This is a genomic window from Pseudomonas sp. B21-015 (assembly GCF_024749285.1).
Classification (GTDB): Bacteria; Pseudomonadota; Gammaproteobacteria; order Pseudomonadales; family Pseudomonadaceae; genus Aquipseudomonas.
Window position 1 is genome coordinate 4,935,077 of record NZ_CP087196.1, and the last position, 16,687, is coordinate 4,951,763.

Sequence of the window (16,687 nt, forward strand, 5' to 3'; positions counted from 1 at the left end):
GGACTAGCGCGCGATCTCCGGGCACTGATCGTAAGGGACCGGGGATGGCAATGGCATGCGCAGTGCCAACAACATAGACACGAACATGAACAGCCCCGAAATGACGAATGTGGCGTTGATCGTTGTTGCCGTGGCCACCATGCCCCACACAAAACTGCCGATCGCCAGACCTCCGACGATGCAGGAGTGAAACAGTGACAGCGCACGACCTGCGACCCAGCTTGGCGACGCCGTCTGGATCGCCAGGTTGTAGGTCGACACGACAACAACCCAGCTCGCACCCGAGATGGCCAGCCCGAGCATGGCTACGGCCTTGCACGGACTCCATGCAGTCATCAGCGCCCCCAAGCCGAACGTCAACGTAAAGATTCGTAATACCAACTCCGGGTGGTGCCGCGCTCGCATCGCCGCACCGCCGAGCGCGCCGCAAGCTGCCCCTGCGCCGAACGCCCCCAGGAGGATGCCGTAGGTGCCGGCCTCGCCGCCGAACTGCCGTTTGGCGAACAGCGGAAGGAGCGCCCAGACCGGGCTTCCGAGAAAGCCGAACAGACTGCTTCGTAACAACGCACTGCGAATACCGTGGGAGCCGAGGCAATACCGGATACCACCCATCAGGGACGCGAGTAGCCCTTGGCGAGGAGCGCGCGGAGCTTTCACATCGGCATCACGGCGACGCCAGCGTAACAACACGTAAATCAGTCCCGCGGACGACACGCCGCTTACGATGAACGCTACATCGGGAGCCAACCGCGCGACGATCAATCCACCGACTGCCGGTCCGGCAGTGCGGGCAAAGTTCAGAGAAAAACTGTCGAGCGCAATGGCCGCAGAAAGCTCACTACGCGGCACTTGTTCCGCGACCGCCGACTGCCAGGCCGGCTGAAACATCGCTGCGCCGCAGCCGCTGACAAACGTGCAAACGAGCAGAGCCAACGGCGTGATCTGTCCTGTTGCACACAGAACAGCAAGCATTACCGCGACTGAACACACCAGTACTTGCGAGGCGAGCATCACCAGACGTCGATCCCAAGCGTCCGCTGCGACTCCGGAAAGGAGCGCAAACAACGCAATCGGCAGGGTCGATGCGGTCTGCACAAGCGATACTTGTGCAGGCGTGGGTGCCATTGAGGTCATCAACCAAAACGCGCCGACGTTCTGAATAGAGCCGCCGATATTGGCAAACAAGCTCGCCACCCATATCGTCGTAAATGCTCGGTATGCAAAGGGACCGCCCAATGTGCCAAACCACGAGCGGGGACGCAGGTGTAAGTCGAGACCATCGGCGGTCGCGTGGGTGTGCTTACCGTCGGCAAGGCTATTGCTGGCGCGTTCAGTCATGCGTCTGTCTCGATAGGTTCACTAGATGCATCAGATCTTTGAGGCCGCGATGGGCGCCGCGACTACCGTGACGGTATCGACAAATGCACCGCCAGCGACTCGACGGTTGGATGACCGAACAGATCGCTCAGCCCCAGCTCCAACTCGAGACTGGCGTTGATTCGTGCAAGCAGGCGCACGCCTAGAAGTGAGTCGCCACCCAGTTCGAAAAAGTTTTCATCCGTACCGAGCGCGTCACGCCGCAGCACCGTCGACCAGAGGCCGACGAGCAACCTTTGCAGAGGTGTTTGAGGTCTCTTTGGCTCATACGCAGTATCTGTCACTGCCGCGATAGGTAGCGCGCTGCGGTTGACCTTTCCGTTTGGCAGTAAGGGGATCGCGCAGAGTTCAACGAACGTCTGCGGAATCATGTAAGACGGCAAGCTGCTGGCCAGGTAGACGCGAAAACGAGCAGTGACATCGGTACTGTCGGGCGCACGTAACACGACATAAGCAATGATCGACTGCTGCTGCGTTGCAGGGTCGGTGTGCGGCAGAACGACTGCCTGAAGCACATTTTCGTGCATGCAGAGAGTGGCCTGGATTTCGCCGAGTTCAACGCGAAACCCACGAATTTTGATCTGATCATCGACTCGCGTCAGGTATTCGAGGTTACCAGCCGCGTTCCACTTCACCATATCGCCGGTCCGGTAACAGCGCTCGCCATTTGGGCCGGCCAGTTCACCGAACCGCTCGTGTGTCAGATCCTGACGCTCCCAATATCCAAGCGCGACATATTGGCTGATGATTGCCAGCTCGCCTTCGGTGGCCGACGAATTACCGTCGGCGTCCAGCAGCACTACTTCGATTCCTGGCACCGGCCTACCCACCGGTAAACGGAGCAAATTGCAGTCCTGTATCGGATCGGCAACGTACTGCAGAGCCGTGGTGCATTCGGTAGGGCCGAGACCGTTGAGTAGACTGCAATGCGCACCGGCATGGAGCAGTGTCAGGCTCAGATCCTGGCCTGTGGCCGTCTCACCTCCTAGCACGACCCAACGCAGGTCAACGGTGCGTTTGAAGGTTGGGAAAGCCGCACGTAACACGCTGGGCGTCGAATGCCAAACTGTGATCTGGCTGTCGGCCAGCCAGTCATTAACTCGCTCAAGGCCATCCTTGCGCACGTTCCAGATATACAGGGAGGCGCCGGTCAGCAACGTAGCGAAAATATCCATCACCGAAGCATCGAATCCGTAAAATGGCAGCAGCGTCATCCGGTCGTTCGCGGTCAGTTCGATGGCTGACGCGTAACACGCTGCGTGGTGCAACACGTTACGATCGTTCTGGAAGACACCTTTGGGCACCCCGGTCGTGCCTGACGTGTACAGGAGATAAGCAATCGAATCACCGGACCTCGTATCGAGTGAGCCCCCCTCCACAGGCAGGCTCGCCTCTTCGATCACCATTGCTCCACTGCCGAGTTGCCCTCCTAATTCAGCCAGTTCGCAGCTGACAAAGACGGCGCGACATCGGCTCTCGCGCAAAATAGTCTGCAGGCGCGGCAGTGGATCGTCCGCAACCAGCGGAACGTAGAACTTACCGGCCCCTAACACGCCGAGAATCGCTGCGACCATCGGTGCGCCATGTGGAAACAGCAGCGCGACAGGTTCGTTGCCTTCACCGCACACACTCGTGATCAAACCGGCTATGCGAGCCGCACGGTCCGAAAGTTCCCTGTACGTCCAGCACTCACTTTGGGTGACGACTGCGGTGGCGTTGCCATACAGGCGTGTCACTTCGTTGAATCGCTGTATCAACGAGTGGGAGTTTGCGATCGTTTCTGCGTTACGGGACATGAACCGCTGGCTGCTTACACGCGCTTGCGCCGTCGACGGGAGGTCTATTTCGACCATGACATTTTGATCCATTGGTGGTGGTCTCGAAATTTTTGAGGAGAAACGGACGTCGCGAGCATCGCGGCCCACACGTCATTGACCAGCTCGCGTTATTCGGACGTTGCTGTGTCGAGACTGGTCTGGGGCGAAGACCTGAATGCGGAAGGCTCGTGCGGGGTGGGTCGTAGCACGCTATCGATGTAGTACCGACGCAGGATGTCTGTGGCTGTATCGATATCGGTGGTGGTTGTGTCGATACGTACTTGCGGATTGAGCGGCGCCTCGTACTGGGCGTGGATACCTGTGAACAACTGGATTTTTCCGGCGCGGGCGCGCTGGTACAGACCTTTCGGATCCCGCTCTTCCGCGACTTCGAGTGGGGTGTCGATATGCACTTCGATGAAGCGTCGGTCGCCGATGATGGTTCTGGCCATGTCCCGGAACGACTTCATCGGCGAAATGCACGAGACGATCACGAGTAAGTGTGCATCCGCCATCAGTGCTGCGACCTCGGCAATTCGACGGATGTTTTCCGCGCGGTCTTGCTCCGAGAAACCAAGGTCCGAATTCAAGCGGCTACGCACGACATCACCATCGAGTGTCACGACCGGCCAATTTGCTGTGCGGCAAACGCTTTCGAAACTCGTCGCTATCGTGGTCTTTCCAGCGCCTGATACACCCGTCAGCCAAAAAACGGCCGACGACGGGCCAAACGGAGAAGTATTGAGGGGGGAATGTGTTCCACAATCGATAGCTTTACGGTCATGCATGACAATACCTCTCCTTGTTCTAATCACCGCTCATAGAGTTGGAACGGTGTTGCAATTCCTTTGCGTGTTTATTGCCTTTATCGGCCGTAGCTCAACACATTTTCGAACTTCCAATCGATCACGGACACACATTGATACTGATTGTGGCATTGCAGAAGTAGCTGAACATTCTTAGGTTGTAAAGTTTTTCAAACCAAAACTAGTTAAATTTTTTGTCATCCGAAAAAAAATTTTGACAAACTGGATCCAATGCTGCTTTATAAAAAAAGCTGATACTTGCACCACTGTGGACAGGCCTGTTTTCTCTAAGGCATCAGGTGGTGATACCTCCAGACTCAGGAGGGATTTTTGCTAGCGCAGTTATGGATGTTCGCTTGGTTGTAAGGTGCAATCGGTGCATTCCACTGGCTCATACCAGGTGGTTGTCAGCAGTTTCACCGGAAAGTCCGCACATGGAAGAGGCGCGAAATGCCCGAGGAAAGGCGTGAAATGAACGTACGGACAGCTGAGCCTCACTCCGAGGAAGCTCCTGAGTTAATGTTTTTACCACCCGAAATGCTGAAGCCTACGGAAGAGATTATTCCGAGTCATTTGCGTGAGCTAACCGCGCAGATGCTGTCATCTAGCCAGTGGCAAACCCCCATTCTCGTCGAGCGCTCAACGCTGATCATCATGGATGGTCACCATCGCAGGGCCTTCGCCCTTGAGCAGAAATTCGCCCGCGTCCCCTGCATTCTTCTTTCATATTCCCACGTCCTGCTGGAGTCGCGCAGGAAGGACCTTCTGGTGACGCCTGCCGAGGTCATTTCGCGCGGGTTGAAAGGCAAGCTATATCCACCAAAATCTACCCGACACACCCTGCAAACCGGCGGTGAACTGATAATCGAGTTTTCCTTTCAGGAACTGCTCGCCCCTTTTAAAAGTAGTGATCGCTTAATCCCTTCAAGTTGCAAGGTGATAAGCAGCTAATAAATCTTATGCGACGCTGACTCTATTATCAGATCCTTGTTAGATCTTGCCTATTTGTGCCCGGGGTAAAACTAAAAATGAAATTCGACTCCATCGATCAAATAATCAATGACAATATTTTCCTGTTACTGGATCAGTTTACACCGGGGAAAAAATTATATTTAAAGATGGAGGGATTCAATCCCGGGGGTTCCATCAAGATTAAAACTGCAATGGCGCTGATGAGAAACGCGGAAGAGCACAGCAACTTGCGGGAGAAGAAGAGATTCATAGAGTCGAGTTCAGGTAATCTTGGACTCTCATTGAGCATGATTGCCGCAGCCAGAGGCTATCGATTCACTTGCGTCGTCGACAGCAATACCAGCGCACAATGCGTCGGGATAATGAGGGCGCTGGGCGCCACAGTGGTGGTCATCGATTGCCGCGACGAACAAGGCGGTTATCTTGGCAATCGGCTCGCCTATATCCGAAATGCACTTGATCTCGATCCTGAGCTCACCTGGCTCAACCAATATCAGAACCCGGCAAATCCCGCCGTCCATGTCGAGATGACCGCGCAAGCGATCTTCGATGAGTTCGACCATATTGATTATCTGTTTGTGGGTGCCGGCACCACGGGCACGCTCATGGGCTGCTCTGATTTTTTTCGCCGCCATTCTCCTCGCACGAAACTCATTGCAGTCGATTCGATAGGCTCAGTGACATTTGGCACACCCGGTCAACGCCGTTATTTGCCAGGCCTGGGAGCCAGCGTGATGCCGCATTTTTTCAACCGCAGCAAACTGGACCGACTCATTCAGATACCCGAGGCTGAAACAGTAGCGGCCTGCCGAGACGCAGCGCTTCGCTACGGCAGCTTTTGCGGCGCGTCGACCGGTACCGTGCTCGCGGCAGTCAAGCGCATGTCTGCCGAACTGCCTCGTGATGCGACCGTCGTCGCGATTTCTCCAGACCTCGGCAATTCCTATTTCGACACAATCTATAGCGACGAATGGTGTGACAGTACATTTGGTCTCGCATGGCGCGAACTCTCGCATACGACTACGGATATCCCAGAGCATGCATAATCACGACCCGCAGTTTTCGGTGATCGGGGGCGACTACATTCAGACGCTGCTGTCAAACTCGACAGTGGACATTATCAATATCGTCGAACATTGCTACCTACTGCATCACAGCGGCAACACCGTCAATCCGGATAGCTATTTTCTGAAATTCGATGACAAGCCCGAGGCTCGCATCATCGCGTTACCCACAGCCATCCGAGACGAAAATAACGGCTCCTCGTTTTCGGGCATCAAGTGGATTGCGAGCTACCCGCGCAATATTGATGCGAATCTGCAACGGGCTTCAGCCGTCATTGTGCTTAACGACTATCAAACCGGTTATCCGTTCGCATGTCTTGAAGCGTCGCAGATCAGCGCCGCCCGCACTGCTGCTTCCGCGGTGCTGGCCGCTAGCCGGCTCGGTCCGCAGAACCGACGCGCAGCACGCCTGGGCATAATCGGTGGAGGCCTTATTGCGAGCACTATTCTCAAGTTTTTCAAGGCTCACGGTTGGCAGTTCGAAGATGTGTGCCTGTATGACATATCCGCGCAACATTGCGAAAAATTTGTCCGCAACGTAAATGCGCGCTCAATTTACCCTGTGCGCCCAGGCTCCCAAGACGAGGCACTCAGCGCAGACATCGTTGTGTTGGCGACCACAGCAGGCAGCCCGTGGATCCCGGCAACACACACCTTTGTTCAGTCACAGTTGGTATTGAACATTTCCCTGCGTGACCTGCCACCTGAAACCATCCTTGCCTGTAACAACATCCTGGACGATGTCGACCACTGCATGAAAGCTAATACATCACCGCATCTCGCAGAGCAGCAGTATGGGCATCGCGATTTCATTTCTGGGACTCTGGCTGAATTCATTCTTGGTCAAGCGCGGATCGATACCGGCAAGCCAACCATATTCTCGCCGTTCGGCCTGGGCGTCCTCGATCTGGGAGTTGCGATGTTTATCTATCAGAAAAGCCAACTTGCCGGCGCGCGTCATGCCATTCCCGGATTTTTTTCGACAACTCGACGCTGGACCGACTGAAGCGACCGGCCCCGCTGCAGCGCAACCATCACCGGTACTGCACAGACACGCCGAGCATCACCACTGTTTTTACCTATCGAGCTGCGCCTTAACCCTTTCATCGCTTTTCTGGAATCGCACGCGCCAATGTCTATCTCATTTCCGAAGTGCCTAAAAACCAAGCGTTCTCTTCTCCTGCTTCCAATAATCGCTGCCTTGGCACTGTTTGTTTATGGCGGATCAAGCACTACATCCGCGTCGCAGCCAAGTGCAGGTAATCCAGGAGAAGCGGCCGTACCGGTGACGGCGGTCGAAGTGCTGAGTATGGACTTACCGATGTACCTTACGGGCGTCGGGCTGGTTCAGCCAATCGAGCAGATCACGATAAAAAGTCAGGTCGACGGCCAGATCACCAAAGTGCTCTTTAAACAGGGGCAATTCGTACGAAAAGGCGATCCACTGTTCGAGATCGACAGTCGATCATTTCGTGCGACGCTGGATCAGGTAGTCGCCAAGAAGGAACAGAATCAAGCGATGCTCGCAAACGCCAAACTGGACCTAGAAAGGCACTTGAAACTCGCGAAGGTCAACGCAATTTCCATGCAGGCGCTCGAAGCGCAGAAAGCACTGGTCGCACAATTGACGGCACAGGTACGCGGTGACCAAGCAGCCATTCAGAGTGCGCAGGTGCAGGCCGGGTATACGACGGTGAATGCACCGCTGCCCGGAAGGGTCGGTTTCCAACTCGTAGATCCGGGCAATATCGTGAAGGCGAACGACACGTCGATTCTCACACTCGTTCGGATTTCACCGATCTCAGTGGTGTACTCCCAACCTGAGAATGCATTACCTGCGATCCATCAGGCGATCGCCGCAGGTAAGGTCTCGATCGATGCGCTGACGACTGATGGCAAGACGCTCCTGTCCAGCGGGCATGTGAGCGCCGTCGACAACAGCGTCGACTCCTCCAGTGGAACAATCCGTCTGAAAGCGGAATTCTTGAATGACACGAATGCGCTTTGGCCAGGACAGTCAGTGATGACTCGTACGGTGATTAGCGTGTTAAAGCAGGCGATCGTGGTACCTGAAGATGCTGTTCAACATGGGCCCGAAGGCCTATTTACCTATGTAGTCGGAGACGACAACCGGGTGACAGTACAACCGATCGTCGTCGAACACAGATCAGTGGGATATGCCGCTATAACAAGCGGTTTGCAGCCAAAGCAGCGAGTAGTGGTTAAAGGGCAATATCGCTTGCAGGACCGAACGCTTGTCTCCGTTACGTTGGCGAACACCAATGCTACATCGGACACGCAAATGCAGACGGAGTCGACAGCCCGGCTCGCGATGGACGCTCAATGACCATGAACACGAACCTGTTTGCCCCGTTCATCCGTTACCCAGTCGCGACCTGTCTGCTGATGGTTGGCATCATCTTTAGCGGGCTTGTCGCCTATTTTCATCTGCCCGTCGCGCCGCTGCCTCAGGTCGAATTTCCCACCATTCAAGTATCCGCGACGCTTCCAGGGGCCGATCCAATCTCTGTCGCATCGTCGCTCGCGCAACCGCTAGAAACACAGCTCGCGAAAATCCCATACGTCACGCAGATGACATCGCAGAGCACGTTAAGCTCGACGTCGATCGTTCTGCAGTTCAGTCTGGATCGCAACATCGACGCCGCGGGGAACGATGTGCAGGCCGCTATAAACGCGGCAGCCGCACAATTGCCCAAAGACCTACCATCACCTCCGACGTTTCAGAAACTCAACCCGGCCGACCCTCCGATTCTACTGCTGAGCGCGACCTCCGCGACACTACCGCTGACGACCATCAATGACTATGTTGAAACACGGCTCACGCAAAGCCTGAGTCAGATCGATGGCGTCGGTGCTGTGTCGATCGGAGGCCAACAGAAACCGTCGATCCGTATCCAGCTCGATCCCCTGAAACTAGCTGCCAAAGGCCTGTCGCTTGAAGACGTACGACTGTCGTTAACGAGGGTCTCGGGGGTCAGTCCCAAAGGGGTGCTGAACGGAGCGACACGCTCATATACCATTTATACGAACGGCCAGATCACTGATCCCACCGAGTGGAACAATGCGATCATCGCTCACCGAGAAGGCAATCCGATTCGCGTCAGCGATGTCGGTACAGCGATACTCGGACCGGAAGACAGTACGCTGTCAGCATGGCTCGACAGTAAGCGGGCGATCACCATCGGCATTTACAAGAAGCCAGGTGCTAATACAGTCGACACTGTCGACAAGATCAAAGCGAAACTGCCGGAGCTCGTTGCGACGCTTCCACCGTCACTGAAAGTCGCTGTTCTTGCAGACCGAACTCAGACTATCCGCGCATCGTTGCTCGATATCGAACTGACACTGCTCGTTAACATCGTTCTGGTCGTCCTGGTCATCTATGCATTTCTAGGGAACGTGCGCACAACGATCATTCCAGCCGTCACGGTGCCCGTGTCGCTCCTCGGAGCATGTTCGCTCATGTGGGCATGTGGATACAGCCTGGACAACATCTCACTAATGGCGTTGACCATCGCGGTGGGCTTCGTCGTCGATGACGCGATCGTGATGGTGGAGAATATTTCGCGCCACATCGAGCAGGGCGTATCGCCGAGGCAGGCCGCGTTCAAAGGCCTTAGTGAAACCAGCTTCACGATTGCGTCTATCAGCATCTCGCTCGTCGCGGCCCTGATCCCCCTACTACTGATGGACGGCATCATCGGGCGAATGTTTCGGGAGTTCGCGGTCACGCTGTCAATGACGATTATCGTATCGGCGTTCGTATCACTGACGCTGACGCCGATGATGGCTTGCTACCTACTACGGCCGACATTGCCCGAAAACGAACGCTCCGATGGCTGGATCAAAAAAAGTCTGGATCGGCTCACGCATGGGTATGAGCGCTACCTCGATATCGCCCTAAAGCATCAATTCGCCACGCTCTGCGTCTTTTTTCTTTCGCTGATTGCATCCGTGTTTCTCTATATCGGCATACCCAAAGGTTTCTTTCCGCAACAGGACACCGGCCTCATTACCGGTTTATCGGAGGCCTCACAGGATATCTCGGTCGAAGAAATGGGGCGGCATTCCAAAGCACTGGCCGCGATCATTAGCAAGGATCCCGCAGTCGAGCACTGCTTGATGGCTGTCGGCGGCAGCGCTTATACCGGCACCACTGTCAACAACGGGCGCTGGTACATTACGCTGAAGCCTCGTAATCAGCGCGACGCTTCTGCTGACGAGGTCATCCAGCGTCTGAAGCCGCAGCTCGCAAAAGTGACGGGGGTACGCCTGTACATGCAGGCTGCACAGGACGTCATCATCGGTGCACGACTCTCCCGCACGCAATATCAGCTCACACTGCAGAGCGCGGACGTTGCGGAACTGACGAAGTGGGCACCGCGACTACTCACCCAGTTGTCGTCGTTGCCGCAACTCAGGGATGTAGCGACGGACCAGCAGGTAAACGGCACGGCGCTGAGTGTGTCAATTGATCGCGATCAGGTTGCACGCTACGGCCTAACCCCTGAATTGATTGACGACACTTTGTACAACGCCTTCGGACAACGTCAGATTGCGCAATATTTCACGCAACTAGCGACCTACAAAGTCATCATGGAGGTGCTGCCGTCTTTGCAACGCGATGCGAGTGCACTGGATAGGATCTATGTGAAATCGCCGTCGACAGGCGCCATGGTACCGCTGTCTTCGGTGGCGCAATGGACGACGGATCCGGTGCAACCGTTATCAGTCAATCACCAGTCACATTTCCCATCGGTCACGATCAGCTTCAACCTCGCACCTGGTGTATCGCTTGGTCAGGCGACCACAGCGATCGAGGCCGCGCAAGCACAACTGCAACTACCGCCAGCGGTGTTGAGCTCGTTTCAGGGAACCGCCCAGGCTTTCCAGAGTACGCTGGCGACAATGCCTATCCTGATCATCTCGGCGCTGGTCGTCGCGTACCTGATTCTTGGCGCACTTTATGGGAGCTTTGTTCATCCGTTAACTATTCTATCGACCTTGCCTTCGGCTGGTGTCGGAGCAATCGCCACCCTTTGGCTCTTTCACTATGACTTCAGTCTGATCGCATTGATTGGCATTATTTTGTTGATCGGCATCGTCAAGAAGAACGGAATCATGATGGTCGACTTCGCCATTACCGCGACACGCCGAGACAACATGTCGTCGTTCGACGCCATCCGCACTGCATGCCTGCTACGCTTTCGTCCGATCATGATGACGACGATGACCGCTCTATTCGGTGCGCTGCCTCTATTGCTAGGTACCGGCATGGGCTCGGAGCTACGGCGACCGTTGGGCTATGCTCTGGTCGGTGGCCTCGTCATAAGCCAACTGCTCACCCTGTTCACCACGCCGGTCATCTATCTTTATCTCGACAGTTTGTCAAAACGGCTGAACCGATGGTTTGGATCGCACAGTGAGGCTCACGCTGCAGATCAGCGCGCCGAAATATCGGGTCAGTAGTAGATGCCTTCAGGATCAGGATTGCCATCTGGCCGTACTCGGTTTCTCGCTGATTATGTACAGTTTCGCTAACGTCCAGGATGACGAAAACTATGACGCTCTTTACCCGATTCACACTCATTGCGATCGCCTTCGTAGTCATGCTTTCAGCGCCTCTGACGCTGGAAGCGAACACAAGTCGACATCAGCAATATCTCGTATAAATATTGGCTATGAATATAGACCCTATAAATAATACTAATACCGAAACCTATCGCTCCACGCCCGCAAGGGAGTGGAGCGGCGGAATGCCAGAGAACAAGGGAAGAATGTGACAGATTCAATGATTCAGATGCTCTGGAAATAAACCACTTTTTTGAGCCATCCGATCAGCTCGAACGCCGACCGAATGACTGGGCGCAAGCTCAGCCCATCGGCTGATCATGCAGCCTTTAACTGCGACACCGCAGTGAGGGACTCGTGACTATCACGAGCCTCGATCCTAGCCATGACCCAGGCCATGACTTCACTTTCAACCCAGCCGACAGCCCTGTCACCCAATGACACTGGCTTCGGAAAGCTCCCCTCGCTGATGTACTTGTAGATCGTGGACCGACCCAGGCCGGTGGCGTGCTTGACGTCTTTCAGACGAATGATCCTCATGAACTGGCTCCTCTGTATTCCGTTCAGAGGATTGGGAGGTCCTGTAGAAAAATACCTACGTGTTCTTCGCCTTGCCGCCTGGCCGAGTCAGCAAGCCGTAGCGGTATCGATACTCGATAGGAATGTCAGACTCGCAGGTAAACTCCTGCGGCTTGGTATCGGGTTCAACGAATAAACAGCTACGCCAGCCATCTAAATCATGGGGCCGAGCAAGCAGCGTGATGCCGCAATAACCACGCTCCATAGGCTGAGGCATGATGACGAAATCCATCGTGTCAAACGAAACCTCGGAGGCTTGGCAAAGCAGCTTCTTGATCTGTATTGCCAATACGTAAACCCTATAGTGGAGTCAGATCGGCGAGGAGCTGGAGCGATCGAGAACGGGCATATTGATCATTGGGCAGATGAAAAATGCCCGGAGGCAGGCGAAACGCAACGCCTCAGATAAAGACAAGGACCGTAAGACCTATGCCTTCAAGCTCGGAATCGATGTAGAAGAAGAGCTGACGCGACTCACAAAGAAGCACAAGATTACTGCCGCCGACATGCTCAGCAGACTGATCTCCGCCGAGCAGGATGCACATGCAAGTGTTGAGGAGAAGCTCAACGAAGCAAAAAAGACGCACAAAGAACTGCTGAGCAATTGCAGAAATCAGACCAACCATTACAGACAGACCAACAGCACCCTGAGAGAGTTGCTGGAGGTCAGCGTGGCGCGACTGTGTCGATCTGCAGTCCTGCTGGAAGATGCCTCAATCTCGACAGAGAGCCTCACCGAGGTGCAGCAGCACAGGATAGAACAGCTACGTAAGCAAACAATGACCGAAGTTGACGCCGATATAAAAGGTGAGATTAAGCTTCTACGCTCAGGGCTCCTTGATCGCCCCAGAAAAGGAAGTAACGCCACCCACCACGCATCGAAAGAAAATGCGGCAGAGACCGACAGCAGTACACCGACGCAGCCAGCTCGTACCCAGGTGATAATTGATGAGAGCCCGGTCGCTCCCCCAGCACCTCAGGACCAGCAGACTCCAGAAGCAAAGCCCGAGTCCAGCTCGTCAGTCGCACGCAATAGTGCCAGCCCATTGACCGACGATCCTGTTAGTGGGGATCTGAAGGCACACCCCAATGAGAATGCTTCATCCCACCTAGAGACAGACAGACCACCCCAGACTGCCCAAACAGCAACACTAAGCCCACCCAGCAAATACAAGGCCGGCCAGACTCTCGGGGACCTCATGCGCGAACAGCAGGAGAAAGAGGCCCTTGGTTTGGAAGCTAAGGCAGGAGGCTGATTAAAATCGGCTCATGAGACACCTTCCCGGGCAGGCGCTGAGCCCCTTGGGCAGTCTGGGCTGCTCACTGAGGTCTCAGTGCGCCCAGGCGGGCCAGCCTTGAACTGGTAGGGTGGGTCATCAGCTTGCTTCGGCACTGACACCTGCCCGACGCCCATAGCGACTCAATAGAGGGATTGCAACATGACGACGATAGAGTACTGACCGACCACGCACGCACAACAGGGCCGCAGATGACTAGGCCGCGCACGTCATACGATCTGATGAGTATTTTTATTCCAGACGCTCACACCGCTGCATTCACACCCTTTAGAGGGCGGCAGAGCAAAATCACACAAAAGTAGAGTGGGGGAACAGATGGGGGAACAGAAACCGCAGAATGCAAAAAGGCCCCATAGAATGGGGCCTTTTTGTGCATATATGGCGGAGAGATAGGGATTCGAACCCTAGGTACCGGTGAAGGTACAACGGATTTCGAATCCGTCCCATTCGGCCACTCTGGCATCTCTCCAACGGCGCGCATCATAACAGCACAATCGCCGGAAGCGAACCCCCTTGAGCGATTTTTTTCCGTGCTATCAGATGCTTGCGTCGATTAAAGCGGTACGCCCAGACGGTTGGCGACTTCTTCGTAGGCTTCGATGACGTCACCGAGGCCCTGACGGAAGCGGTCCTTGTCCATTTTCTTGCCGGTGGCCTTGTCCCACAGACGGCAGCCGTCCGGGCTGAATTCGTCACCCAGAACGATGGAGCCGTCGGAGAACACGCCGAATTCGAGTTTGAAGTCGACCAGCAGCAGGCCGGCGTCGTCGAACAGTTTGCTCAGGACTTCGTTGACCTTGAGCGACAGTTCTTTCATGCGAACCAGTTGCTCGGCGGTGCCCCAACCGAATGCCACGACGTGGGATTCGTTGATGAACGGGTCGCCCTTGGCGTCGTCCTTCAGGAACAGTTCGAAGGTGTAAGGGTTGAGCTTCATGCCCTCTTCCACGCCCAAGCGCTTGACCAGGCTGCCGGCGGCGTAGTTACGCACGACGCACTCGACCGGGATCATGTCGAGTTTCTTCACCAGGCATTCGTTGTCGCCCAGCAGTTTGTCGAATTGAGTCGGCACGCCGGCTGCTTCGAGTTTCTGCATGATGAAGGCGTTGAACTTGTTGTTCACCATGCCTTTGCGGTCGAGCTGCTCGATGCGCTTGCCGTCGAACGCCGAGGTGTCGTTGCGAAACAGCAGGATCAAGCGGTCAGCGTCGTCGGTCTTGTAAACCGATTTGGCTTTGCCGCGGTAGAGTTCTTCACGTTTTTCCATGATGGGCTCCGCTTGCTAAGTAGGTGGGCTAGGCGATGTGTCGCCAGTCGAGCCCTGAATCTTGATCGGCCAGTTGCAGCCAGTCCGGGTCGCACCCGAGGGTGTCGACAAAACATTGCCGGGCCAGCTGCGGCAGGTTGTTCTTGCTGCTCAGATGGGCCAGGACCAGGTGTTGCAGGCCTTGCCAGCCCAACTCGGCCACCAGGAATGCCGCCTGATGGTTGTTCAAATGTCCCAATTCACCGCCTACCCGCTGCTTGAGAAAGTAAGGGTAGTGACCGCGAGCCAGCATGTCACGGCAATGGTTGGACTCGATCATCAATGCATCGAGGTCCCGATAACCGTCCAGCACCTTGTTGCAGTACGAACCCAGGTCGGTCAGCAGGCCGAAACGCCGCTGACCATCACTGAAGACATACTGCGTTGGCTCCTGCGCATCGTGGGCCACGGCAATGACGCCGATGCTCAGAGGGCCGATTTGCAGTTGCTCGCCGCCGGCCAGAAGGCCTGCGGGTTCAATCGGTTTGCGCATCCCGCGCAAGGTCCCGCGACTGAGGTAGACAGGCAGATTGTAACGCCGAGACAGCAAACCCACGCCATGCACGTGGTCGGCATGTTCGTGGGTCACGAGTATCGCGCTCAGCTGCGCAGGGTTCACACCCAGGCGCAGCAGGCGTTTTTCGGTTTCCCGCAGGGAGAAACCACAATCCACCAGTACATACGTGTCATCGCTGGCTACCAGCGTGCCGTTCCCTTGGCTACCGCTGCCGAGAACGGCAAAACGCATGGGATCAGCCCAGGTTGTCCTGAATCACGGTCAACACTTTGCGCGCCACGTCTGCCGGCGCCACGGTGTTGATGTTTTTCTCGACGGTGACTTGTACGTTGTCGCCAACCTTGCTCAGACGAACCTGATAACGCTCGGCGCGGGCTTCAACTTCTTCCTTGTCCGGTTTGCTGCCGAACAGACCGCTGAAGAAACCTGGCTGCTCGTCCTTTTTCTCGGCTTTTTCGGCGAGGTTGATGTAGTACAGGCCCAGGCTGCGGTTGATGTCTTCAACACGCCATTCGCCCTGCTCCAGCGCACGACCGACGCTTGACCAGGCACGATCCAGATCGGAACCGACGTTGAGCACCGGGTTGCCACTGCCGTCTTCGGTCAGGCTGACACGGCTTGGCGTGTCGAAATCACGACTCGCCAGCATGGAAACCGAACCGCCCTTCTCCGAAGTGCGGCTCATGCTCGCAAGCATGTCGTCGACCAGCGCTGCGTCCAGGCCGGTATTGACCGAACGATTGGTGAAATCGACATTGGCGGTGCTGCCGGCAGGACGCTCGGCGCTGACCACGTAGACTTCACTGGTGTTGCGCTGCACGCCCGGCTCGATACGCACCCGCACGCGGGTTTCGCTGTCGGCGCCGACACCGGCCGCGCTCAGGCGCTTGGCCATGGCTGCGGACAGTTCGTCGGAATGCTGCCAGGTGGTGGTGAATTCGCCGGTTTGCGGGCGCTGTTCGTCCAGACGGAAACCGTTGTCCTGGAAGAACTGCACGGCCACTGGCCAGACTTCAGCCGGCGGGTTCTGAGCCATGATCCAACGCGAATCACCGCTCTTCTGCAGTGAGTAGGCGCTGGCATCAGCCGCTGCCGACAGCGGCTGCGGACGAGGCACGATGTATTCGCCCTTGGCGGTGTCGTCGGCCACGTTGCGCGGGATCGGCAACAGCGGATCCAGGCGCTTGGCGGTGCTGACATCCGGTGGCAGTTGCATCGGTGCAGTCTGTTGCGCTTCCAGGTAATCGCTACCACGGTCACGGAAGTAACCTTCCGGGCCCCAGATCCATCCACAGCCACTGGTGCTGGAGATAATCAAGGCAAGTGCGGAAAGTCCGGCCATTCGCTTCATGCGTTGTA

General features: G+C 55.9%; 14 protein-coding genes and 1 tRNA gene. 6 read left to right on the plus strand and 9 right to left on the minus strand.

Annotation, left to right across the window (positions count from 1 at the left end):
* Positions 1-3: 3 nt before the first annotated feature.
* From LOY38_RS22490 to cysC, 3 genes are all read right to left on the minus strand, one after another.
* Positions 4-1,338 (minus strand): MFS transporter, encoded by a 1,335-nt coding sequence (locus tag LOY38_RS22490; protein WP_258697115.1) that lies wholly within the window; start codon positions 1,336-1,338, stop codon positions 4-6.
* Positions 1,339-1,400: 62 nt separating this feature from the next.
* The gene (locus tag LOY38_RS22495) at positions 1,401-3,230 is read right to left on the minus strand and encodes an amino acid adenylation domain-containing protein (RefSeq protein ID WP_258697116.1); all 1,830 of its coding nucleotides are present in this window, start codon (positions 3,228-3,230) and stop codon (positions 1,401-1,403) included.
* A gap of 92 nt (positions 3,231-3,322) precedes the next feature.
* Positions 3,323-3,982: an adenylyl-sulfate kinase gene (cysC, locus tag LOY38_RS22500; RefSeq protein ID WP_258697117.1), complete on the minus strand. Its 660-nt coding sequence runs from the start codon at positions 3,980-3,982 to the stop codon at positions 3,323-3,325.
* Between the two features lie 489 nt (positions 3,983-4,471).
* On the opposite strand from cysC, the gene LOY38_RS22505 reads away from it, so the two are divergent.
* The 5 genes from LOY38_RS22505 to LOY38_RS22525 all read left to right on the plus strand — a co-directional run bounded on the left by LOY38_RS22505 (position 4,472) and on the right by LOY38_RS22525 (position 11,526).
* Complete coding sequence (locus LOY38_RS22505) at positions 4,472-4,951, plus strand: ParB N-terminal domain-containing protein (RefSeq protein ID WP_258697118.1); 480 nt, start codon at positions 4,472-4,474, stop codon at positions 4,949-4,951.
* 77 nt (positions 4,952-5,028) lie between these two features.
* Positions 5,029-6,018: a 2,3-diaminopropionate biosynthesis protein SbnA gene (gene sbnA, locus LOY38_RS22510; RefSeq protein WP_258697119.1), complete on the plus strand. Its 990-nt coding sequence runs from the start codon at positions 5,029-5,031 to the stop codon at positions 6,016-6,018.
* Positions 6,011-7,042, plus strand: coding sequence for a 2,3-diaminopropionate biosynthesis protein SbnB (sbnB, locus tag LOY38_RS22515; RefSeq protein WP_258697120.1), 1,032 nt, complete (start codon positions 6,011-6,013; stop codon positions 7,040-7,042). The genes sbnA and sbnB overlap by 8 nt, the downstream gene beginning before the upstream one ends.
* Positions 7,043-7,168: 126 nt before the next feature.
* Positions 7,169-8,383 carry an efflux RND transporter periplasmic adaptor subunit gene (locus LOY38_RS22520; RefSeq protein ID WP_258697121.1) on the plus strand — a complete coding sequence of 405 codons (1,215 nt, stop codon included), beginning with the start codon at positions 7,169-7,171 and terminating at the stop codon, positions 8,381-8,383.
* On the plus strand, positions 8,380-11,526 hold the full coding sequence (locus tag LOY38_RS22525; protein WP_258697122.1) for an efflux RND transporter permease subunit: 3,147 nt from the start codon (positions 8,380-8,382) through the stop codon (positions 11,524-11,526). The genes LOY38_RS22520 and LOY38_RS22525 overlap by 4 nt, the downstream gene beginning before the upstream one ends.
* 420 nt (positions 11,527-11,946) lie before the next feature.
* Here the strand turns inward: LOY38_RS22525 and LOY38_RS22530 are convergent, their stop codons facing one another.
* Positions 11,947-12,168, minus strand: coding sequence for an AlpA family transcriptional regulator (locus LOY38_RS22530; RefSeq protein ID WP_258697123.1), 222 nt, complete (start codon positions 12,166-12,168; stop codon positions 11,947-11,949).
* A gap of 55 nt (positions 12,169-12,223) precedes the next feature.
* Positions 12,224-12,496 (minus strand): hypothetical protein, encoded by a 273-nt coding sequence (locus tag LOY38_RS22535; RefSeq protein WP_258697124.1) that lies wholly within the window; start codon positions 12,494-12,496, stop codon positions 12,224-12,226.
* A 76-nt stretch (positions 12,497-12,572) separates the two neighbouring features.
* Between LOY38_RS22535 and LOY38_RS22540 the strand changes: the two genes are divergently transcribed.
* Complete coding sequence (locus tag LOY38_RS22540; RefSeq protein ID WP_258697125.1) at positions 12,573-13,463, plus strand: hypothetical protein; 891 nt, start codon at positions 12,573-12,575, stop codon at positions 13,461-13,463.
* 421 nt (positions 13,464-13,884) lie between these two features.
* Here LOY38_RS22540 and LOY38_RS22545 read toward each other — a convergent pair.
* The 4 genes from LOY38_RS22545 to bamC form a co-directional block, all read right to left on the minus strand.
* Positions 13,885-13,974: transfer RNA gene (locus tag LOY38_RS22545), tRNA-Ser, on the minus strand.
* Between the two features lie 84 nt (positions 13,975-14,058).
* Positions 14,059-14,772 carry a phosphoribosylaminoimidazolesuccinocarboxamide synthase gene (purC, locus tag LOY38_RS22550; RefSeq protein ID WP_007898671.1) on the minus strand — a complete coding sequence of 238 codons (714 nt, stop codon included), beginning with the start codon at positions 14,770-14,772 and terminating at the stop codon, positions 14,059-14,061.
* Between the two features lie 28 nt (positions 14,773-14,800).
* Positions 14,801-15,559, minus strand: coding sequence for an MBL fold metallo-hydrolase (locus LOY38_RS22555; RefSeq protein WP_258697126.1), 759 nt, complete (start codon positions 15,557-15,559; stop codon positions 14,801-14,803).
* Positions 15,560-15,563: 4 nt separating this feature from the next.
* Positions 15,564-16,679 carry an outer membrane protein assembly factor BamC gene (bamC, locus tag LOY38_RS22560; protein WP_258697127.1) on the minus strand — a complete coding sequence of 372 codons (1,116 nt, stop codon included), beginning with the start codon at positions 16,677-16,679 and terminating at the stop codon, positions 15,564-15,566.
* Positions 16,680-16,687: the final 8 nt, after the last annotated feature.

Excerpts from the sequence above, each read along its gene's own strand:
- LOY38_RS22495 (WP_258697116.1), bottom strand. The coding sequence starts at position 3,230 with ATGGTCGAAATAGACCTCCCGTCGACGGCGCAAGCGCGTGTAAGCAGC.
- sbnA (WP_258697119.1), top strand. The coding sequence starts at position 5,029 with ATGAAATTCGACTCCATCGATCAAATAATCAATGACAATATTTTCCTG.
- LOY38_RS22540 (WP_258697125.1), top strand. The coding sequence starts at position 12,573 with ATGAAAAATGCCCGGAGGCAGGCGAAACGCAACGCCTCAGATAAAGAC.
- bamC (WP_258697127.1), bottom strand. The coding sequence starts at position 16,679 with ATGAAGCGAATGGCCGGACTTTCCGCACTTGCCTTGATTATCTCCAGC.
- LOY38_RS22490 (WP_258697115.1), bottom strand. The coding sequence starts at position 1,338 with ATGACTGAACGCGCCAGCAATAGCCTTGCCGACGGTAAGCACACCCAC.
- LOY38_RS22555 (WP_258697126.1), bottom strand. The coding sequence starts at position 15,559 with ATGCGTTTTGCCGTTCTCGGCAGCGGTAGCCAAGGGAACGGCACGCTG.
- LOY38_RS22525 (WP_258697122.1), top strand. The coding sequence starts at position 8,380 with ATGACCATGAACACGAACCTGTTTGCCCCGTTCATCCGTTACCCAGTC.
- LOY38_RS22520 (WP_258697121.1), top strand. The coding sequence starts at position 7,169 with ATGTCTATCTCATTTCCGAAGTGCCTAAAAACCAAGCGTTCTCTTCTC.
- sbnB (WP_258697120.1), top strand. The coding sequence starts at position 6,011 with ATGCATAATCACGACCCGCAGTTTTCGGTGATCGGGGGCGACTACATT.
- cysC (WP_258697117.1), bottom strand. The coding sequence starts at position 3,982 with ATGCATGACCGTAAAGCTATCGATTGTGGAACACATTCCCCCCTCAAT.
- LOY38_RS22530 (WP_258697123.1), bottom strand. The coding sequence starts at position 12,168 with ATGAGGATCATTCGTCTGAAAGACGTCAAGCACGCCACCGGCCTGGGT.
- LOY38_RS22505 (WP_258697118.1), top strand. The coding sequence starts at position 4,472 with ATGAACGTACGGACAGCTGAGCCTCACTCCGAGGAAGCTCCTGAGTTA.
- purC (WP_007898671.1), bottom strand. The coding sequence starts at position 14,772 with ATGGAAAAACGTGAAGAACTCTACCGCGGCAAAGCCAAATCGGTTTAC.